Here is a 19846-nt window from a genome sequence, read left to right as displayed (position 1 = left end):
TTTTATTGTACAGTTTTGACGAGATTAGACCGTAATAAACAAAAAAGCATTGAAATCGCCATTACGACGATTTCAATGCTTTTTTCATAGCAACATGCGGAATGTTTGCATCTAGAAATGGTTCTTTGGAGGTTGTAAGATACCCCAGTTTTTTATAAAAGTCTTCTGCCTGTGTTTGTGCATATAATATAAGGCTAGGTAAAGAACGTTTGATGGCTGCTGTTTCCATAGCGTTCATCAATTCTTCTCCAAGTCCTTTTTTTCGATGAGAAGACAATATACAGACGCGTTCTACTTTTCCTTCTCCATTAACTTCACGAAGTCTAGCCGCACCAACCGGCTTGTCTTCATCGTAAAGAACAAAATGCAAGGAGACATCTTCATTGTTGTCAATTTCTTCGTTTTCATCAATCTGCTGTTCGTGAACAAAAACATCTCTTCTTACAGCTAGTGCATCTTGAAAGCCTTGCTCACTCGTTGTAAACGTCTTAATCAATATTATTGTACTCCTTTTCCAAGACGAAATGTTTCATAGACCGTCCAAGAACCGTTATCAAGTTGATAGAGAAGTTGAAAACGATCGATTCGTTCTTCGTGTTCTATATCTATCATACGCAAACGTTCTAATACGTCTGAATGTTCTTCATCAGACAGCTTTTGCCCAAGTGTTAAATGCGGTACAAAATTGTACGGCTGTTGGTGTTCAAGCGGACCAGAATATAACTGCTCATGAAGTGATTTTATTTCATCTGCTTCATTAACTTTTAAAAAGATTACATTGTTTACAGGATGGAATGATCCTACTTTATTTATCAAGATAGAAAACGGATCTATATTTTTTGCAACAGAAGAAATATAGGAGATCTGTTCTTGAATTTCTTCCTCAGTTGCCTCATAAGGCTCCTTTAATGTGATGTGAGGTGCGATAAGGGCATAATGCGGATCATAACGCTTTCGGTAGGAATTCACTTTATCTTGTAGATTTTTTGATGGAAAAATTGCTATACCGTATTTCATATTTCTTCCTCCCTCATCTTTTGAACTAGTATACCAAATATTCTATTTATTTCCCACAGTTACTAGTCGCTGTAAAGAAACCTTAACGCGGGAACTAAGTCTTTCTGCCAATTTACCCAGAGATGATTTCCTTGAAACTCAGCGTATTCATAATCGAGAGCTAAATTGTTCAAAAGCTTACTCAGCTGACGGTTAGGTGTTAAAAAATCTTTTGTTATTCCTTCAGGATTCGTAAACTTTTCTTCTTCATCACCTATTGAGTGATAGATGGTCAACGTTTGCATTTGTTCTATGGATTCAACGGTATTAATAAGGCTCTCAGGAACGTAAGGAGACTGGACGATTACTTTACCGAACGTGTTCGGATACAGAATACTCAGCTTAAACGCTATGTAACCACCTAGAGAATCTCCGATTAATCCCATGCCCGCACCAAGTTGGAGCGTATTAAACTTATCATTAAGGTAAGAGGTAAGTTCAAATGCCATGAATCTAATGTAATTTTCGTGCTTCTCTCCAGTTGGGTCATATTTTGCTTTTCGATCTTCGATGCCTTTATGATTTACACCAACAATGATACAGCTCTGTAAATTTTCTTCTTCCATTAGTCGATCGGCGGTTTTCGCGAGTTTTCCTAACTGAAAGTAGTCTCTGCCATCTTGAGCGATTAGGATAGGGTATTTAACGAGTGGAGTAAACTTAGAAGGCAGATAGATGAGCAAGTCAATCTCCTCATCCAAGTAGTTGCTGTATATTTTATCATCTGTAATAGAACCTTTAAGAATGGCCATAAAAAGTACCTCCTATGCTGACTGATCTTAAAATTATAAGCGTTTTCATTCAACTCGTTTTATTGTATCACATAATGATATAATGAAAGAATCAATTCGTTCTGCCAAAAGAGATCGAACATTAAGAAGAGGTGAAGTCTGTTGAATAATAGAGTGCATAGTAGAGAAGTTGAAGCAGCGGCTAGAAGGCTGTTGAATGAAAGAGGCGTCACAATTCCTGAAATCGCTGAAATTGTATATGAAATGCAGATTCCATTTTCACCTGGCTTAACGAAAGAAGAATGTATAGAGAGCGTCGATGCTGTTCTCATGAAGCGCGAGATCCAGCATGCTATTCTTGTTGGTGTAGAACTTGATATGCTCGCGGAACAAAGAAAGTTGTCTGAACCTCTTCAAAGTATCGTTGAACAAGATGAAGGATTGTTTGGGGTAGATGAAACGGTCGCACTAGGAGCTGTTTTTGGCTATGGATCGATAGCAGTTACAACTTTTGGGCACCTAGACAAATTTAAAATGGGTATTATTCAAAAATTAGATACAAAGATAGCAAATGGTAAAGTGCATACATTCTTGGATGATTTAGTTGCAAGTATTGCGGCTAACGCATCAAGTCGACTCGCACACAGACTTCGTGATAAGCAAGAACGTTTAGATACAGAAGAGATAAAAATGCGTGACGAGGAAGAGAAAATCGGATAACAAATAAAAGAAGACACCTTCAATCATTGGAGATGTCTTTTTTTATGCATAATTTTAAGAATAACAATTGTTATTTAAGAAACCAAAAGAAAAGTGTTGTCAAAACTCTTAAAAAGCATATATAATAATTTTTGTTAGATGATAGATTGATTCGATAGCTCAGCTGGGAGAGCGCCACCTTGACAGGGTGGAGGTCGGGGGTTCGAACCCCTCTCGAGTCACCATACATACATACATACATAAGCAAACCTCCTTACCGTAAGGAGGTTTTTTTATGCATCTGCATTTTTTAGTCCAAGTGTTACAGCAATAAAAACACGCCAGAGATGAATACCCCTGTAATGATCATCATAACAAGGCCATAACCCATGATGTCTTTTGCTTTTAATCCAGCGATAGCTAGAGCAGGAAGGGCATAGAATGGTTGAATCATGTTTGTCCATGCATCACCCCAAGCTACAGCCATTGCTGTTCTTGATAAAGAAACCCCTAAGTTTTGCGCCGCTTCTAACATAACGGGTCCTTGTACCGCCCATTGTCCACCTCCAGACGGAACAAAAAAGTTAACGAGGCCTGCACTCCATAAAGTAAATAAATGAAAAGTATGTTCGTTTGAAAAAGAAATTAGCATATTGGACAGAACAGCTACTAATCCTGATGAAGTTACAATACCCATTAATCCGGCATAAAAAGGGAACTGAATAATAATTCCGCTCGCATTTTTCACAGCATCCGTAACCGCTTTCAAAAATAACCGTGGTGTTTTATGTAAGATGATACCGATGAATAGGAATAAAAAGTTTACGATATCCAGGTTTAAGGTGAACCCATTTTTGGTGAAAAAATAGACGAGGTATGAAATGCCTAAAAGTCCGATGAGGATAGATAATAACTGACTATTCTCAAGTCGATCAGCAGGAGTTTGAAGTGTTTCTTCATTACTTGCTGCTTCTAGAGATTCTTTTTCCTCTAACAATGCAGGATCGATTACAAACGCTTTTTCACTTGGAGGGACCATTAATCTATTAATAATTGGTACCAATAGGAATAGACCTGCAAGAATAATGAAGTTGAACGATGAAAAGATTGTCTCACTCGTCGGAACAACGCCCATAATGTTTTCGGTAAAGTGTCCCGGTGTAGCGATTGTTAAGACAACTGAGCCCGATAGACCTCCACTCCATATGATAAAACCACTATATGCACTTGCGATTAATAAGCGGTAGTCGACACCTTTTACCTTCATTGCGATTTCTTTTGCGAATAGAGCACCTATTATAAGTCCGAAGCCCCAATTGATCCAGCATGCGACGAGCGCGACTAACGTTACGAGTATGATAGCTTGTCCTGGTGTTTTTGGAATTTTTGCTAAAGATCCTAATAGTTTCTTAAATAGCGGGGAGCTTGCCATAACGTGTCCGGTCACTAATATTAACACCATCTGCATGGAAAATGTTAATAAACTCCAAAAACCTGTACCCCAATAATTAACGATTTGCACAGGGGTGCTATCTGTCGCAAATAGTGCTAAACCACATACGAAGAATGTCAGTAAGATGACTAACAAAAAGGGGTCAGGCATATACCTTTGCATCAATCTGTTTGAAAATGAAATTAAAAGTTTCAAAACGCTTCTTCCTCTCCTCTTAAATGATATTTGAATAGTATGTATTTCAAGTACAGTTCGATTAATTTCTACAAAATCCTTTTAATACTTATTGATAAATGGACGAACTTTTTAAGTCGTCCTACATAAAATATAGAGAAATAGGATATAAGGTTTTTGAAAGGAGAACATTTTTTTGGCTTTATTTAAACGCCCTGGCATTTTTGCCAAAAAGGGAATGGTTCCTAATATGGGTGCAATGGGACCTACGATGGGAGCAATGGGACAGATGGCGCCTACGATGGGAGCTATGCAACAGATGCCTCAGATGGGTGGATGTGGATACCCTGTAGTATCACCGTCTCAATACTATCCTCCACAAGTTATGCCTGCACAGTTTAGTCCTACAAATCAACAAGTTCAATATAACCAGCAAGATGTATATGTTCCGATGATTCATCCAACTCAAACGACTCAAGTCAACCAGATGAACTACAAATATGTACATTACTTCCCGCAGAACACGAACGTAGTAAACCAAGCAACGCAGCAAAACCTTTGTGGAACTGTACAACCAATCATGGCACCTTGTCCCCCGCCATGCCCTCCTCCATGTGGTCCATGTGGCCCTTGGAGAAAGAAGTAAAAGTGAAGCTGTCGACAGTGTCGGCAGCTTTTCTATTCTATTTTTGTATGAATTTGTGTGAAATTAATACGGTATGGGGAATGAATAGATTAGTACACATAAATTTCTGGAGGTTATGAAGATGAGTCGTGATACAAAAGTTGTAATCGTTACAGGAGCAGCAAAAGGGATAGGTAAACAAATCGCAATTGATTTTGCCAAAGCAGGTTATATTCCTTCATTAATAGATTTTGATAAAAATGAACTTGAATCAACTTTGTCTGAGGTTACATCGATTCAAAAGGATGCAATTGCGGTAACATGTGACGTTAAGAATCCCGATGATATCATTCAAGCAGTAGCAGAAACACATGATAAATTAGGTGACATTCAATGTTTGATCAACAATGCTGGTCTCTCGAAATGGAAATCCCCCTATGAATTATCTGTAGATGAATGGGATGATATTTTAAACACAAACTTAAGAAGTGTATTTCTTTTTTCAAGAGAAACAGCCAAGTACATGTCTCAAACAGGTGGAGGATCCATAATTAATATGGCTTCCACTCGTGCGGTGATGTCTGAGCCTCATTCCGAAGCCTATGCGGCAACTAAGGGCGGAATTGTTGCTTTAACTCACGCCTTGGCTGCATCGTTCTCTGAAGATTTTATTACCGTAAATTCCATTAGTCCTGGTTGGATACATACAGGAGATTATAAGGAGCTACGTGAAGTTGATCACGATCAGCATCTCTCAAAAAGAGTGGGTATGCCAGCTGATATTTCAAGGGCATGCTTATTCTTAGCGCAGTCTGACAATAATTTTATTACCGGGGAAAATCTTACGATCGATGGCGGGATGACTAGAAAAATGATCTATGAACATTAATGTTTCCTATAGGGAAAAAGATTGCTCTAGACCCACCCGGAATCCATTCTTTATGATGTAAAAGGTATTATTTAACGAAGGAGAATAGAGAATGCAATCTGATCAGCAAAAAAGAGTGGAACGCGGTGTTTATCTTAGTCTAGGAGCATATATCTTTCTATCAATAGTTAAACTTGTGTCAGGTATTTTCTATAATTCCGATGCCTTAGTTGCTGACGGATTAAACAATGCTACTGACATAATCGCTTCTATCGCAGTATTAATAGGTTTGAAAATTTCAAGGAAGCCAGCAGATGAGGATCATCCTTATGGACACTTGCGTGCAGAGACGATTGCATCGATGGTTGCTTCCTTTATTATGGTAGTTATCGGTATAGAAGTATTGATATCTTCTATTAAAAAGATGTTTAACGGAGTGGAAACGGAGCCTTCGCTGACGGCAGCCTTGATCGCATTGTTTGGTGCGGCAGTGATGATCATCGTTTATTTGTACAATATTAAGGTAGCTAAAGAAACAGACAGCCAAGGGCTAAAAGCAGCCGCTCTTGATAACCGTTCAGACGCTTTTGTTAGCATTGGAGCCGCAGTCGGAATCTTTGGTGCACAGATCGGCTTACCATGGCTAGATCCTGCCGCAGCAGTTCTTGTTGGTCTAATCATCATTAAAACAGGTTGGGAGATTTTCACGGAAACCTCCCATAACCTTTCAGATGGCTTTGATTATGAAGAAGGTAAGGAAATGGAGCACAAGATTCTAGATGTTGAAGGTGTAGAGAACGTGGGAGACCTGAAAGCTCGTAAACACGGTAACCGAGCTATTATCGATGTAACGATTAAAGTTGACCCTTCCCTAAATGTAGTGGAAAGTCACGAAATCACAGAAAAGATAGAAGACACGATCAAAGAAGCTTATAATGTCGAAAGTATACAAGTTCACGTTGAACCAGAGGACGGAAAGAACAAAGATAACCCATTAAAGTGAAGAGGGCTGAATGAATTCTATCCGATTTCCGAATGGATCTCTTATCGTAAACCTAGAAAATCCCGGAATCGGGAGTTCTTCTTGTATCTGTATATGGTGGAGAGCTAAATGTTCCTTGAAGCTTAAGAGATCATCAACTAAAAATGCGGGATGGTGTTTACCTTTGTAAACCTGATCTTCCACTCCGATGTGTAGTTGTTGATGACCGAATTGAAACCACATCCCACCGTTTTTTCGAAGAGCCTCTGGTTTTGGAATTTCTTCAAGTTGCAGGATTCCTTCATAAAAATCTCGTGCTTCATCTATCTTTTCTAGTGGAATACATATTTGGACATGATGGATGCCTGTTATTTTCATGATCTATTACCTCCATTGAATAATTAATTGAAGAATAAGCAGAACAGTTACAGTCCTCATAAGGATTGTAACTTGTTTTGTTTTTAAGCGAGGTGCAAGCTTTACAGCAGCTTGTGCTCCACAGATGCTTCCAATCGTCAGCGGTATGGCTACGTTCCACAGATAATGACCAGCCCACAAATAAGTGAATACAGCTCCAGTGCAGCTTAAGAACGTATTAAATCGCGTAAACGAAAGAGTGCGAATATATGTAAAGCCGTTTCGCAAAAAAAGCTGCATCTGTAAGGTTCCCTGACCTGGACCAAATAAGCCATCGTAAGCTCCGATACCAAAAAGATAGGGATATTTACTTACAGGCAGCTGTTTGATCTCATGATTAGGATGTGTTTCTCTTTTTGTTTTTAGAAAGGTTAAGAAGAGTGCACCTGTGAGTAAGAAGAGAGCGATGATGGTTAAATTTTCTCTAGATATTGAGGAAGCAGTCAAGCCGCCTCCAATTCCTCCAAGCAGACTGATGACACCTGAAATGAGGTAAGGCGTAAGCTTTGTATCATTTTTTCGTAAGAGAACAAAAAAGCTGGAAAAAGAACTGAACATGTTGGCAAATTTATTCGCTGCGATCGCAGAGTGAACGGGAACACCTAATAATAACATGATCGGAAAATTAATCATGCCCCCACTTCCAGAAAGAGTGCCGATAAAAGTTGCTATAAAGCCCACGAATATGAGAATGTACAATGGATCCACATCCCTTCATTTTCTCTTTACATATCTATCCTATGTTAAGGTATACTTAAAATAAATTACATATATTAGATAATTTTCAATAAGAAAAACTTATGAATGCTAAAAGGAGAAATAATGCAGTTATCTGAATTTCGTATATTAAAAGTTCTTGCTGAAGAATTAAATATGAGGAAAGCATCTGAGCGTTTATACGTATCTCAACCTGCTCTCAGTCAGAGGCTTCAAACGATTGAGAACAATTGGGGAACCATTATTTTTATTCGTTCTCAAAAGGGATTGAATTTAACACCTTCTGGAGAAAAAATTCTAGCTTTTGTTACGGAAGTTCTTCAAAAAGAGGAGCTTGTAAAAGAAGAACTTCAATCTCTCTCAGAGCATGTTCACGGCACATTAAAGCTTGCGGTGGCCTCTATCATAGGTCAATATTGGTTACCTCATGTGCTAAAAGAGTATGTGAATCTCTACCCTCATGTAAATATTTCACTAATAACGGGTTGGAGTTCGGAAATCATTAAACACCTTTACGAAGATAAGATACACCTTGGAATTGTTAGAGGCAATCCAGAGTGGAGAGGCAGCAAAGAACATATTTTGTCAGACCACTTATATTTAGTCGATACGACGATCTCATCCATTGACGAGCTTTCTGATACGACTAAACCATTTATTCAGTTTAGGAGTCACTCAACCTATTATCAAGAAATACAAGATTGGTGGCATACTCATTTTAAAACGACGCCACAAAAAACAATTGTTGTTGACCAGATTGAAACGTGTAAACAGATGGCTCTAAATGGAATAGGTTATGCGATTCTCCCATCGATCAGTCTTCGGCCTGAGGACGATATCTATAAGATCCCATTAACAGATAAAAAGGGTAATGCCATTAAACGAGATACTTGGCTTATTCATCACGGCACAGGATCGGAGCTCAAACAAGTCAATGTCTTTATGGATTTGATTCGAAAACTAACGAATGAATAAGGTTTGAATCTTTCTATATTTAGTGGTTTAATACAATACAGAATGACTTTTAAGGAGGAACTACCAAACATGAAAATGATGGATGCAAACGAAATTATCTCATTTATCCAAAACGCAACAAAATCTACACCAGTAAAAGTTTATGTAAAAGGAAATCTTGAAAATATCGATTTTGGCCAAGAAACGAAAGTGTTCCCTTCAGGCAACACGGCTGTCCTATTCGGTGAGTGGAAAGATATTGAAGCTGCTCTAAAAGCAAATGAAAGCAACATTGAAGACTTCGTGATCGAGAATGACCGTCGCAACTCAGCGATTCCATTGTTAGATATGAAGAACATCAAAGCTCGTATTGAACCAGGTGCAATCATTCGTGACCAAGTTGAGATCGGTGACAATGCCGTAATCATGATGGGTGCTTCTATTAACATTGGAGCAGTTATCGGTGAAGGAACGATGATCGACATGAACGTCGTACTTGGTGGACGAGCTACTGTAGGAAAGAACTGCCACATCGGTGCAGGAACTGTACTAGCAGGTGTTATTGAACCACCTTCAGCAAAGCCAGTTGTTGTAGAAGATGATGTAGTCATTGGAGCGAATGCAGTTGTTCTCGAAGGTGTTACAGTTGGTAAAGGTGCTGTCGTAGCTGCAGGTGCCATTGTGATCGAAGACGTAGAACCATACACAGTAGTTGGTGGAACTCCTGCTCGTGTACTAAAGAAAATCGATGAAAAAACAAAATCAAAAACAGAAATTAGACAAGAGCTTCGTCAGTTAAACGACTAATTATAGCGTAGGGGATGAGAGAAGATGAAATCGTTGCTTGAGATAAGAAAAGACTTGCACCGTATACCGGAGCCAGGATTCTTAGAGTTTAAAACTCAGAGATATATCCTTGATCTCATCTCCACTTTTCCTCAGAATCATCTTGAAGTTCACACGTGGGAAACGGGCATATATGTAAAAGTGATCGGAAGAAATCCATCAAAAACGATAGCTTATCGAACAGATATGGATGGACTGCCTATTGTTGAAGAAACAGGTTATGAATTTTCTTCTCTTCATGAAGGAATGATGCATGCCTGTGGACACGATATTCATATGACGATTGCGATCGGTTTATTGTCCCATTTTGCACAGAACCCTTTAGATGACCATCTGTTATTTATTTTTCAGCCTGCTGAAGAAGGACCAGGTGGAGCTCTCCCGATGCGAGAGAGTGAGCTGTTTCAACAGCTGCAACCTGACATGATCACAGCACTCCACATTGCTCCGGAATATCCGGTCGGCACGATTGCTGTAAAAGAAGGATTATTATTTGCGAATACATCTGAACTTTTCATCGATATGATCGGAAAAGGCGGCCATGCTGCTTATCCTCATTTAAGCAATGATATGGTAGTTGCAGCAAGCCATCTGGTAACACAGATGCAGTCGATCGTTGCGCGTAATATTGATCCACTGGATTCTGCAGTTGTTACGATCGGCAAGATAACGGGTGGAACGAAACAAAATATTATCGCTGAAAAAGCAAGGTTAGAAGGCACGATTCGAACTTTATCACCAGAAGCTATGGAAAAAGTGAAAAAGCGGATCGAAGCTTTAGTTGAAGGTATTTCGCGCGGATTTGAATGTGAAACAGTGATTGATTATGGTTCGAATTATCGCCAAGTGGATAACGAACCGGTCTTAACTAGAGAATTCATGGAATTCGCTAAGCAGCAAAAAACTGTGAATGTATACGAATGCAAAGAAGCTATGACAGGGGAAGACTACGGATATTTCTTAGAGAAAATTCCGGGGTTCATGTTCTGGCTAGGAGTTGATACTCCGTACGGTCTCCATCATTCAAAATTAAAGCCGCAAGAAGAAGCGATTCAACATGCGGTAGATCTGTTAGTTCAATATTTTATCTTCAAAGGGAATAGAAAATAGAAAAGCGGCTACTTCGGCCGTTTTTTTTTTGCTCTTTTCTCTAGTTTCAGTCTCCTAATGATACTCAATCCACGAATGTTAACCTCCAATCCATAAATTTTAACCGTCAATCCAAAAGTTTTAATACGCAATCCACAAATTTTGGTGCTCAATCCAAAAGTTTTTATGATTTATCCACGAGTTGACACGTGACGCCATATATGGACATACGGTCTCAACAGCAACACTTCATTGTTCATTACATATTCCCAATATGAGTTGGAAACATTAAGAAAAGTAAGGAGGTGGGAATATGGCTAGAATTGGTGTAGAACAATCGTTATCAAATGTATCAGATGCTTTGCGATCAAAGGGATATGATGTTGTAGAACTTCGTCAAGAACAAGACGCGAACGGCTGTGATTGCTGTGTAATTTCCGGACAGGATCAGAACGTTATGGGCATTCAAAATGCAGCAACACAAGGTTCTGTATTAAATGCTCATGGCATGTCAGCTGATGAAGTATGTCAGGCTGTTGAAAGCAGATTACAATCATAACACTCCTGGGGACAGCCATGCTGCCCCTTTATTTCTGTTTAACGCACGTTTTAACAGGGAATTAATTGACCAATCACAAAAATATATGTTGTTTAGCAGCAGATGGGGAGGTCCATATGCCAATCGTAAATGTACTCATGATTATTTTACTTATCGTATTAACCGCATTTTTTGTAGTCACTGAATTTGCGATCGTAAAAGTACGAAGAACGCGAATCGACCATTTAGCTTCCGAGGGAAATAGTAAAGCGATCGCTGCACAAAAAGTTATCGGAAATCTTGACGGTTATTTGTCAGCCTGTCAGTTAGGAATAACGATTACAGCATTAGGACTTGGGTGGTTGGGCGAACCGACTGTTGAGATCTTTTTAAGGCCATTGTTTGAAAACGCTGGTTTGAGTGAAGGGCTCACTCACACGCTCTCGTTTTCAATCGCCTTTTTCTTAATTACATTCTTACACGTGGTACTAGGTGAATTGGCACCGAAAACAGTTGCGATTCAAAAAGCTGAGATGGTCTCGTTAGCTACAGCAAAACCAATTATCCTGTTTTATAAGGTCATGTACCCTTTTATTTTCTTACTAAATGGATCAGCGAACCTTTTGACACGTGTGTTTGGCATAAGTCCAGCTAGTGAACATGAAGTAGTACATACAGAAGAAGAGTTGCGTCTTATTCTTTCTGAAAGTTTACAGGGTGGAGAGATCAACCAATCAGAATACCGTTATGTGAACAGAATTTTTGAATTTGATGACCGTGTAGCGAAGGAAATCATGATTCCTCGAACAGAGATGGTCTGTTTATTCCTAGAAAATACGTGTGAACAAAACATGGCGATCATGCGTGAAGAAAAGTTCACGAGATATCCTGTTGGGCATGATGATAAAGATCATATTGTAGGGATTGTAAACATTAAAGAATTCTTTAACGAAAATTTCAGCAAAGAAAATTTTGACTTAAATGATTATATACGTCCCATTATTACCGTCCATGAATCTATACCGATTCAAAAACTATTAGTCAAAATGCAAAAAGATCAGACACATATGGCTGTGCTCGTAGACGAGTACGGAGGAACTGCAGGAATTGTTACGGTTGAAGACATCTTAGAAGAAATCGTTGGGGAGATCAGAGATGAATTTGATATTGATGAAGAACCTGAAATTCAACAAATCGATCAAAATCAAACCGTAGTGGATGGTAAAGTGCTCATCTCACAGATCAATGAATTATTTGCACTCGATATTGATAACAGTGAAATCGATACAATCGGTGGGTGGGTTCTAACAAGGTCTGTTGATTTAGAATCAAACCATTCGTTTAATTACGAAAGTTATCGATTTACGATTTTAGAGCTAGATGGCAGACAGATTAAAAAAATCGGAATTGAAAAGATATCAGAAGAAAATAATGTCGATACGAATAAAGACTCCTGAACATCGTTTAGGAGTCTTTACTTTTCCATTGTCCATTTTCTGTTTTTTCATATTTATGTTTTACTGCGCTCCATGCTACCTTATGAGCTGTCTCTTCTTCTTTGTATTCTTCAAGTGCAGAATTGAAAGCTTCTTTATATATTTCCTGACCGTGATGAGGAAGGTGATCTCTTACCCCCTCAGGCAGATCTTTAAGTGAATTATACGGCATATGAATCCCTCCTATAGAACTAAGAGTTCCCGTGAAATCCTCAATATAAACTCTTTATTGAGAATGCATAGAATCTGAAATGAGCGGATAATTTCACATTTTTAGTTTAAGTTGCTATGATTAAGGAGAAATTAAGACGTGGGAACAGCTTTCCTTATTTAAATTAATTATTATTTAACATTGACTAAAAATAAGGACTGTACTATAATTACCCATGTAAATAAAACAGTTTTTTTTGGAGGGATTTTCACCTATGGCAGAACGTATGGTAGCAAAACAAGCACCTAGATTTGAAATGGATGCAGTATTACCAAACAAAGAATTTGGAAAAGTTAGCTTAGAAGAAAACATGAAGAATGACAAGTGGACTGTTCTTTTCTTCTATCCAATGGACTTCACTTTCGTTTGTCCTACAGAAATCACATCACTTAGCGACCGTTTTGACGAGTTCGAAGATTTAGATGCTGATGTAATTGGTGTTTCTACAGATACAATCCACACTCACAAAGCTTGGATCAACACGCCACGTGACATGAATGGTCTAGGTGAGTTAAAATATTCTCTAGCAGCTGATACTAACCACACTGTAGCTCGTGATTACGGTGTACTAATCGAAGAAGAGGGTATTGCTCTTCGCGGTTTATTCATCATCTCTCCTGAGGGTGAATTAATGTACTCTGTTGTTAACCATAACAACATTGGCCGTGATGTTGATGAAACATTACGTGTTCTTCAAGCACTTCAAACAGGTGGACTTTGCCCAGCAAACTGGAAGCCTGGTCAAAAGACTCTTTAATCGTCAAATAGCGTACATTTTATAACCCAAGACGTTGTTCTTGGGTTATTTTTGTAATTACTAATGAAAACGCGAACATATTCTGTGAATTTTACATAAGAGGTATTAGTTAGATATTGATTTTCAAATAATGTGGTAAAATAAGGCTATGCCGCGAAAGATTGGAGTGATGGACTTTGAAAAAGCAATATGCTGTAATCGGACTAGGTCGTTTCGGCGGTAGTATGTGTAAAGCATTGGCCGATCAAGGAATGGAAGTCCTAGCGATCGATATCGATGAAGATCGAGTAAATGAGTTTTCCAACGTTGTTACGCACGCTGTAATTGCCGATTCTACAGATGAAGGTGTATTGAAAAGTCTTGGAATCAGAAACTTTCAGCATGTTGTGGTGGCGATTGGTGACAACCTGCAATCGTCTATTCTTACAACACTGATTCTAAAAGAGATGGGTGTAGAAAAGATTACGGTTAAAGCACAAAATGATTATCATGAAAAGGTCTTAAGAAAGATCGGAGCAGATAAAATCATTCATCCAGAGCGTGATATGGGTGTTAGAATTGCTCATCAAATCGTCTCGAACAACGTTCTTGATTATTTAGAACTATCCGATGAACATAGCATCGTTGAATTGGTCGCAACTAAAAAGATGAACAATAAGTCCTTGATCGAGTTAGATATACGGGCTAAGTATGGTTGTAACGTTGTGGCAGTTAAACGAGGAAAAGACATATTCGTTTCTCCACAGGCTGACCAGAACATTCATCAAGGAGATGTATTGATCGTAATCGGTGGAGATAAAGACATCAATCGCTTAGAAAAACAAATGGCAAATGAAGAATAAAAAAACCGTTACCCTTGAACAGGGAACGGTTTTTATTATGAAACTAAATCTCCATGATGATTGGAAGAATCATTGGGCGTCTCTTCGTTTTTTCATATAAGAAAGGTGCTAATGTATCTGTTATTTCATTCTTGATCTCAGACCACTGTGTGGTTCTTTTCTCGTTCATAATCGTTTCTAAATGTTTGCTAAGAAGACTTTGAGCATCGTGAATTAAGTCTCCAGACTCACGCATATAAACAAACCCTCTTGAAATAATATCAGGTCCTGCTTCAATTCTAAATTCTTTCATGTCCATACTTACGACAACGACTACTAGACCTTCTTCTGAAAGAATTTTACGATCTCGAAGAACTATGTTTCCGATATCACCAATTCCACTTCCATCGACATAGACAGAACCGGAAGGAATCTTTCCTGCTACCATCGCCTCGTTATGAGAAAGAGCTAAAACTTCGCCATTATCCATTACAAATGAATTCTGAGAAGGAACATCGCAATCAGAAGCAAGTTTCGTGTGCATCTTAAGCATTCGATATTCACCATGAATCGGCATAAAGAACTTAGGCTTCATAAGACGTAACATAAGCTTTTGTTCTTGCTGCCCACCATGACCCGATGTATGGATATCATTTAATGAACCATGAATCACTTCTGCACCTGCACGGAACAACTGATTGATCGTCTTACTAACGCTTAATGCGTTACCTGGAATAGGTGAGGATGAGAAGACAACTGTATCTCCAGGAATGATTTGAATCTGTCTATGTGTTCCGTTAGCGATTCTTGAGAGAGCGGCCATTGGTTCACCTTGGCTTCCTGTACATAGAATCGTAACTTGGTTATCAGGCAGACGGTTGATCTGATTTGCATCAACAAACGTATTCTTAGGTGCTTTAATAAAGCCGAGCTCTTGTCCAACTGTAATGGCAGAATCCATACTGCGGCCAAACACAGCAATTTTTCTATTGTTTGCTACAGAAGCTTCAACGACTTGCTGCAATCTATGAATGTTTGAAGCAAATGTAGCGAAGATCACTCGGCCTTCCATTTTTCTGAAAATGTCTTGAATGCTTTCTCCGACACGTCTTTCTGAAAGTGTAAACCCAGGAACCTCACTATTTGTTGAATCAGAAAGTAAGCAGAGTACACCTTCTTTTCCGATCTCTGCCATCTTTGTTAAGTTCGCAGGTTCACCAACAGGCGTGAAATCAAATTTAAAGTCACCAGTGTGAACGATGTTTCCTGGTGGCGTTTTCACTACAAGTCCATAAGAATCTGGAATACTGTGAGTAGTTCTAAAGAAGCTTACAGATGTTTTACGGAATTTGATCACATCATCCTCAGTGATTTCATGTAACTGTGCACGTCGCAGCAAACCGTGTTCTTCTAATTTGTTCTTGATCAGAGCAAGTGCAAGTTTACCTCCATAGATTGGAATGTTCACTTGTCTTAGAAGATAAGGAATACCTCCAATGTGATCCTCATGTCCATGAGTAATAAATAAACCTTTGATCTTTTCTTCGTTTTTCACAAGATACGTATAATCTGGAATTACGTAATCAATCCCTAAAAGTTCATCTTCAGGAAATTTAATTCCTGCATCAATAAGGATGATCTCATCTTGAAATTGAACGGCATACGTATTTTTACCGATTTCTCCTAGACCGCCTAGCGCAAATACGGCGGCTTGATGATTTTTTACAAATTTCATAAATTATACATTCTCCAATTCCAATGAATTCGTGTCTTTTTCATACTCTAGAAATTTACCGTTAATTTCTTGTATGTATTCAATGTTGTATTTGCGGTCAGCAAGCTTTTTACGTACGTCGTTAATCGTTTCAGCTTCTACGTATACTGTTTGAGTGTGTTCACGAACAGGAACCTCTGTTAAGCTAGTTTGAAAAAATACTTTGAAAATCATATTTCATGTCTCCTTACCGGTCTGTAGTTTTTGAGTTTCTTCGTCCTATTATAAAGGAAAGTGACATGTTTTTCATGTTTTTTCATAATGCATCGTTGGAAAACCACAAAAATATAAAAATAATAACTGTTAAGCTCTAGGGTTTATCCTATATAATGACGTTAGTTAATCGAAAAACTTAACTTAGTTAAGAATTAGTTTTCCGTTATTATTTTGTTGTTTTACCCATTTCCTTAACTTTTTTAATAAGCGCGTTCTCATCTTCATTTATTACCCTCCACGGCTCTTTTTATTACTAGTATGTGTAGTTGAATCGATATTTTTAGAGGGAAATTGTTACATTTTTTATATTTTATATGAGAAGGGGTTAACCAATGAAATTATATTCTGCCCTCTTTGTTTTAAGTTTGATATGGGGAATGTCTTTCTTATTTATAAAAGTTTTACTTGGTATTTTTGATCCATGGCAGATTGTATTTATTCGTTGTTTGCTAGGAATATTGACAATCGTTCCTTTGTTTATGATTAGCAAGCAAGCAGTTCACTGGAAAGCACTTCCCGTAAAAAAGTTGCTTCTTGTAGGTTTTTTGAATGCTGGTCTACCTTGGGGACTGATTGCTTGGAGCGAAACTTTTTTAGATAGCGGGTATACGGCTATATTAAATGCTACTACTCCGATCTGGACATCAATGATGGGTGTTTTCTTTTTCTCCATATCATTGCAATGGAAACAATGGGCTGGGGTACTCGTCGGTTTTATGGGTATTTTATTGTTAATGGACATTGATGCTCCTGGGTTGACTAAGAATCAGTTGGGCTTAGGGATTGTTTTGATGCTCGTAGCTACGTGTTGCTATGGATATAGTTCACAATACGCAAAAAAACATCTTCAGAATACAACGGTTTGGATCACGGCTTCTTCCACATTATTTGCAGGTATGCTTCTAAGTGCTCTCATGATGTTATTGACGGAGAGTTGGACAATGCCTGAAAATCCTATTAATTACACTATATTATCATCCCTTATCGGTCTCGGAGTTTTTGGTTCAGGAATTGCATACTTGCTATATTATTATATGATCTCTGCTGGTTCAGCCGAGTTTGCTACACTAGTCACTTACCTAGTGCCTGTATCTGCCGTAATGTGGGGTAGCGTCTTGTTAGATGAACAAATACACTCAAGTGCATTCTGGGGTTTGCTGCTTATTTTTATAGGTGTCTATCTAACAGGGAAGAAAAAGAAGAAAAAGGACGTTTTACACCTGGAACGTGATAGAACAGCTTAAAAACATTCAATTTAAAATTGAGTGTTTTTTTTGTTTCGTGTAGAATGTAAGCGTATACAACGCGAGGGGGAATCTGGTTGATTACATTCTTAGTTTCAATTGTATTATTAGTCATTGGTTATTTTACGTATGGAAAGTACGTTGAAAGAGTGTTTGGAGTAAAGCAGGAAAGAAAGACACCTGCTTATGCACAAGAAGATGGAATTGATTATGTCCCGATGGGTACAAAAACGAACTCTCTTATTCAGTTATTGAATATTGCAGGAGTAGGTCCGATTTTTGGACCTATCATGGGTGCATTATATGGTCCGGTAGCGTTTCTTTGGATCGTACTTGGAGCAATATTTGCAGGTGCTGTTCATGATTATTTAACTGGAATGATTTCTATTCGAAATCGAGGGGCGCATTTACCACAACTCGCGGGTAAGTTTTTAGGAAATGCGATGAGACATGTTGTAAATGGTTTTACTCTTCTTCTTTTATTATTAGTAGGAACAGTTTTTGTTAGTGCTCCAGCAGCGCTAATTCATGATCTTACGGGAGATTGGGTAAGTTTAAGTCTCATTATTGGATTAATCTTTGTTTATTATATTCTTGCTACGCTCTTACCAATCGATAAGATTATTGGGAGAGTCTATCCAGTCTTTGGTGCGTTGCTCGTAATTAGTGCAATTGGAATAGGTGGGGGATTAGTAGTTACAGGCGCACCGATTCCAGAACTCTCATTTGAGAATATGCATCCCGATAACGTACCCATTTTCCCACTCTTATTCTTGACCATTTCATGTGGAGCACTTTCAGGATTTCACGCTACACAATCGCCTATTATTTCACGAACGACTAAAAATGAAAAAGAAGGAAGAAAAATTTTCTATGGCATGATGATAGCAGAAGCTGTTATTGCTATGATCTGGGCAGCAGCTGCAATGAGTTTATTCGATGGAAAATCATTATCAGGCATTATTGCAGAAGGTGGACCTGCTGCAGTTGTTAGTGAAGTGTCAGTAACGATGCTTGGAGCAATTGGAGGAACGCTTGCGGTAATTGGTGTCATCATTCTACCAATCACTTCAGGAGATACTTCATTCCGAAGTGCCAGAATGATACTAGCTGATTACTTCAACATCGGGCAAAAGAAACTATCTTCTAGACTTTGGATTGCTATACCTATGTTCGTTATTTCATTTTTATTAACGAAGATTGACTTTACATTACTATGGCGTTATTTTTCATGGGCTAACCAATCAACGGCTATGCTAGCTCTTTGGGTAGGAGCTATGTATTTAAAAAGATCGAAAAAGAATCATTGGATCGCTACGTTGCCCGCTATTTTTATGACGATGGTGACTGTTACTTACATTTGTAACGCTCCAATCGGTCTCGGTCTCTCAAACGGAATAGCTTATACGATTGCAGCAATAACAACTGTAATAGCAACTTTCTTGTTCGTGCGAAGTAAACCAAGCGACGAAGAAGCAATGCTCGTTGATGATGATCGCGATGTAGCTTAAATGAGGTTCCTTAGATAAAATCGTACAATTAAATAGAAAAACGTGCGTCAAAGAATAAAAAAAACTCACTAAGCTGGAAGAACAGATTAGTGAGTTTTTTGTTGATCGTTATCTTATTACAACAGAGTTTGCAGGAGGTTCAAAGGGCTGTTTTTCATTGATTCGGTCAAAGAACATGATGCCGTCTAAATGATCGAGTTCATGTTGAAAACATATACCAGGAAGTCCTTTTAATTTCAAATTCACTTCTGAACCGTCAGGTGTGAATCCTTTTACCGTAACTTTAGCATATCGAGGTACAAGTCCAGGTACTTCTCTGTCTACAGATAAGCACCCTTCTCCTCCGTCTAAATAAGTCATCTGAACTGAATGACTAATGATTTTTGGATTTAACAGTGCATAACTGTATAAATTCCCATTTTCATCAGAAACATGAAAAGCAAAGATTCGTTTTGAGATTCCAATTTGAGGAGCAGCAATTCCGATACCGGGTCTTAAATTATATTTTGCTGCAATCTCTGGATCTTGGCTGTTCTTTACAAATTCAAGAAGTTGATTCGCTGTTTTAATGTCTTCATCTGAGAATGGATAAGGTACTTCGACCGCTTTTTCCCTAAGTGTTGGGTGACCTTCTCTTATTACATCTTTCATTGTTAACACAAGCAAA

General features: G+C 38.4%; 23 protein-coding genes and 1 tRNA gene. 14 read left to right on the top strand and 10 right to left on the bottom strand.

Going from position 1 to position 19846, the window contains the following annotated elements; all coding sequences use genetic code 11:
* Positions 1-61: 61 nt before the first annotated feature.
* The 3 genes from FS458_RS12745 to FS458_RS12735 all read right to left on the bottom strand — a co-directional run bounded on the left by FS458_RS12745 (position 62) and on the right by FS458_RS12735 (position 1808).
* Positions 62-496, bottom strand: coding sequence for a GNAT family N-acetyltransferase (locus FS458_RS12745; RefSeq protein ID WP_144701060.1), 435 nt, complete (start codon positions 494-496; stop codon positions 62-64).
* Positions 497-498: 2 nt separating this feature from the next.
* Positions 499-1017, bottom strand: coding sequence for a YjcG family protein (locus FS458_RS12740; RefSeq protein WP_144701058.1), 519 nt, complete (start codon positions 1015-1017; stop codon positions 499-501).
* A 62-nt stretch (positions 1018-1079) separates the two neighbouring features.
* Positions 1080-1808 carry an alpha/beta hydrolase gene (locus FS458_RS12735; RefSeq protein WP_144701055.1) on the bottom strand — a complete coding sequence of 243 codons (729 nt, stop codon included), beginning with the start codon at positions 1806-1808 and terminating at the stop codon, positions 1080-1082.
* Positions 1809-1949: 141 nt separating this feature from the next.
* Here FS458_RS12735 and FS458_RS12730 point away from each other — a divergent pair, with 141 nt between their 5' ends.
* Positions 1950-2507: a phosphatidylglycerophosphatase A family protein gene (locus tag FS458_RS12730; RefSeq protein WP_144701053.1), complete on the top strand. Its 558-nt coding sequence runs from the start codon at positions 1950-1952 to the stop codon at positions 2505-2507.
* A gap of 148 nt (positions 2508-2655) precedes the next feature.
* A tRNA-Val gene (locus FS458_RS12725) sits at positions 2656-2731 on the top strand.
* 77 nt (positions 2732-2808) lie between these two features.
* Here FS458_RS12725 and FS458_RS12720 read toward each other — a convergent pair.
* Positions 2809-4134, bottom strand: coding sequence for a short-chain fatty acid transporter (locus tag FS458_RS12720; RefSeq protein WP_144701051.1), 1326 nt, complete (start codon positions 4132-4134; stop codon positions 2809-2811).
* 175 nt (positions 4135-4309) lie between these two features.
* On the opposite strand from FS458_RS12720, the gene FS458_RS21040 reads away from it, so the two are divergent.
* From FS458_RS21040 to FS458_RS12705, 3 genes are all read left to right on the top strand, one after another.
* Positions 4310-4759 (top strand): spore coat protein, encoded by a 450-nt coding sequence (locus FS458_RS21040; protein WP_260858606.1) that lies wholly within the window; start codon positions 4310-4312, stop codon positions 4757-4759.
* A 121-nt stretch (positions 4760-4880) separates the two neighbouring features.
* Positions 4881-5627, top strand: coding sequence for an SDR family NAD(P)-dependent oxidoreductase (locus FS458_RS12710; protein WP_144701049.1), 747 nt, complete (start codon positions 4881-4883; stop codon positions 5625-5627).
* Between the two features lie 91 nt (positions 5628-5718).
* Entirely contained in the window at positions 5719-6609 is an 891-nt protein-coding gene (locus tag FS458_RS12705) for a cation diffusion facilitator family transporter (RefSeq protein WP_144701047.1), read from the top strand.
* Here FS458_RS12705 and FS458_RS12700 read toward each other — a convergent pair.
* Positions 6601-6966 carry a VOC family protein gene (locus tag FS458_RS12700; RefSeq protein ID WP_144701045.1) on the bottom strand — a complete coding sequence of 122 codons (366 nt, stop codon included), beginning with the start codon at positions 6964-6966 and terminating at the stop codon, positions 6601-6603. The two genes, FS458_RS12705 and FS458_RS12700, sit on opposite strands and share 9 nt — an antisense overlap.
* A 6-nt stretch (positions 6967-6972) precedes the next feature.
* Complete coding sequence (locus FS458_RS12695; protein ID WP_186320539.1) at positions 6973-7704, bottom strand: sulfite exporter TauE/SafE family protein; 732 nt, start codon at positions 7702-7704, stop codon at positions 6973-6975.
* Between the two features lie 123 nt (positions 7705-7827).
* Here FS458_RS12695 and FS458_RS12690 point away from each other — a divergent pair, with 123 nt between their 5' ends.
* From FS458_RS12690 to FS458_RS12670, 5 genes are all read left to right on the top strand, one after another.
* Positions 7828-8697 carry a LysR family transcriptional regulator gene (locus FS458_RS12690; RefSeq protein ID WP_144701041.1) on the top strand — a complete coding sequence of 290 codons (870 nt, stop codon included), beginning with the start codon at positions 7828-7830 and terminating at the stop codon, positions 8695-8697.
* 69 nt (positions 8698-8766) lie between these two features.
* Entirely contained in the window at positions 8767-9483 is a 717-nt protein-coding gene (gene dapD / locus FS458_RS12685; protein WP_144701039.1) for a 2,3,4,5-tetrahydropyridine-2,6-dicarboxylate N-acetyltransferase, read from the top strand.
* 24 nt (positions 9484-9507) lie between these two features.
* Positions 9508-10632, top strand: coding sequence for an N-acetyldiaminopimelate deacetylase (locus FS458_RS12680; protein WP_144701037.1), 1125 nt, complete (start codon positions 9508-9510; stop codon positions 10630-10632).
* Positions 10633-10924: 292 nt separating this feature from the next.
* Positions 10925-11170 (top strand): YkuS family protein, encoded by a 246-nt coding sequence (locus tag FS458_RS12675; protein WP_137789798.1) that lies wholly within the window; start codon positions 10925-10927, stop codon positions 11168-11170.
* A gap of 116 nt (positions 11171-11286) precedes the next feature.
* Entirely contained in the window at positions 11287-12606 is a 1320-nt protein-coding gene (locus FS458_RS12670) for a hemolysin family protein (protein WP_144701035.1), read from the top strand.
* 7 nt (positions 12607-12613) lie between these two features.
* Here FS458_RS12670 and FS458_RS12665 read toward each other — a convergent pair whose 3' ends face one another.
* Positions 12614-12817, bottom strand: coding sequence for a ChaB family protein (locus FS458_RS12665; RefSeq protein WP_144701033.1), 204 nt, complete (start codon positions 12815-12817; stop codon positions 12614-12616).
* A gap of 253 nt (positions 12818-13070) precedes the next feature.
* Here FS458_RS12665 and FS458_RS12660 point away from each other — a divergent pair, with 253 nt between their 5' ends.
* A complete protein-coding gene (locus FS458_RS12660) occupies positions 13071-13613 on the top strand; it encodes a peroxiredoxin (protein WP_066393264.1) in 543 nt (180 codons plus the stop codon).
* Positions 13614-13789: 176 nt separating this feature from the next.
* Entirely contained in the window at positions 13790-14455 is a 666-nt protein-coding gene (locus FS458_RS12655) for a potassium channel family protein (RefSeq protein WP_137789795.1), read from the top strand.
* A gap of 43 nt (positions 14456-14498) precedes the next feature.
* On the opposite strand, the gene rnjA is transcribed toward FS458_RS12655, so the two are convergent.
* Positions 14499-16169 (bottom strand): ribonuclease J1, encoded by a 1671-nt coding sequence (gene rnjA, locus FS458_RS12650; protein WP_137789794.1) that lies wholly within the window; start codon positions 16167-16169, stop codon positions 14499-14501.
* A gap of 3 nt (positions 16170-16172) precedes the next feature.
* On the bottom strand, positions 16173-16382 hold the full coding sequence (locus tag FS458_RS12645; RefSeq protein ID WP_144701031.1) for a DNA-dependent RNA polymerase subunit epsilon: 210 nt from the start codon (positions 16380-16382) through the stop codon (positions 16173-16175).
* 374 nt (positions 16383-16756) lie between these two features.
* Between FS458_RS12645 and FS458_RS12640 the strand changes: the two genes are divergently transcribed.
* Positions 16757-17668 (top strand): DMT family transporter, encoded by a 912-nt coding sequence (locus FS458_RS12640; protein ID WP_144701029.1) that lies wholly within the window; start codon positions 16757-16759, stop codon positions 17666-17668.
* A 77-nt stretch (positions 17669-17745) separates the two neighbouring features.
* A complete protein-coding gene (locus FS458_RS12635; RefSeq protein ID WP_144701028.1) occupies positions 17746-19179 on the top strand; it encodes a carbon starvation CstA family protein in 1434 nt (477 codons plus the stop codon).
* A 108-nt stretch (positions 19180-19287) separates the two neighbouring features.
* Here FS458_RS12635 and def read toward each other — a convergent pair whose 3' ends face one another.
* Positions 19288-19839, bottom strand: a complete 552-nt coding sequence (gene def / locus FS458_RS12630) for a peptide deformylase (RefSeq protein ID WP_144701026.1) — start codon at positions 19837-19839, stop codon at positions 19288-19290.
* Positions 19840-19846: the final 7 nt, after the last annotated feature.

This window comes from Fictibacillus phosphorivorans (genome assembly GCF_007673525.1).
In the GTDB taxonomy this organism is placed as follows: Bacteria; Bacillota; Bacilli; order Bacillales; family Fictibacillaceae; genus Fictibacillus; species Fictibacillus phosphorivorans_C.
Note: the sequence above shows the minus strand (reverse complement) of the source record. Positions and strands in the feature narration are given on the sequence as shown.

What these genes read in the sequence shown, in the direction of transcription:
- FS458_RS12710 (WP_144701049.1), top strand. Translation starts at nt 4,881, where the DNA reads ATGAGTCGTGATACAAAAGTTGTAATCGTTACAGGAGCAGCAAAAGGG.
- rnjA (WP_137789794.1), bottom strand. Translation starts at nt 16,169, where the DNA reads ATGAAATTTGTAAAAAATCATCAAGCCGCCGTATTTGCGCTAGGCGGT.
- FS458_RS12690 (WP_144701041.1), top strand. Translation starts at nt 7,828, where the DNA reads ATGCAGTTATCTGAATTTCGTATATTAAAAGTTCTTGCTGAAGAATTA.
- FS458_RS12740 (WP_144701058.1), bottom strand. Translation starts at nt 1,017, where the DNA reads ATGAAATACGGTATAGCAATTTTTCCATCAAAAAATCTACAAGATAAA.
- FS458_RS12660 (WP_066393264.1), top strand. Translation starts at nt 13,071, where the DNA reads ATGGCAGAACGTATGGTAGCAAAACAAGCACCTAGATTTGAAATGGAT.
- FS458_RS12670 (WP_144701035.1), top strand. Translation starts at nt 11,287, where the DNA reads ATGCCAATCGTAAATGTACTCATGATTATTTTACTTATCGTATTAACC.
- FS458_RS12640 (WP_144701029.1), top strand. Translation starts at nt 16,757, where the DNA reads ATGAAATTATATTCTGCCCTCTTTGTTTTAAGTTTGATATGGGGAATG.
- FS458_RS12735 (WP_144701055.1), bottom strand. Translation starts at nt 1,808, where the DNA reads ATGGCCATTCTTAAAGGTTCTATTACAGATGATAAAATATACAGCAAC.
- FS458_RS12645 (WP_144701031.1), bottom strand. Translation starts at nt 16,382, where the DNA reads ATGATTTTCAAAGTATTTTTTCAAACTAGCTTAACAGAGGTTCCTGTT.
- FS458_RS12665 (WP_144701033.1), bottom strand. Translation starts at nt 12,817, where the DNA reads ATGCCGTATAATTCACTTAAAGATCTGCCTGAGGGGGTAAGAGATCAC.
- FS458_RS12700 (WP_144701045.1), bottom strand. Translation starts at nt 6,966, where the DNA reads ATGAAAATAACAGGCATCCATCATGTCCAAATATGTATTCCACTAGAA.
- FS458_RS12705 (WP_144701047.1), top strand. Translation starts at nt 5,719, where the DNA reads ATGCAATCTGATCAGCAAAAAAGAGTGGAACGCGGTGTTTATCTTAGT.
- FS458_RS12675 (WP_137789798.1), top strand. Translation starts at nt 10,925, where the DNA reads ATGGCTAGAATTGGTGTAGAACAATCGTTATCAAATGTATCAGATGCT.
- FS458_RS12680 (WP_144701037.1), top strand. Translation starts at nt 9,508, where the DNA reads ATGAAATCGTTGCTTGAGATAAGAAAAGACTTGCACCGTATACCGGAG.
- dapD (WP_144701039.1), top strand. Translation starts at nt 8,767, where the DNA reads ATGAAAATGATGGATGCAAACGAAATTATCTCATTTATCCAAAACGCA.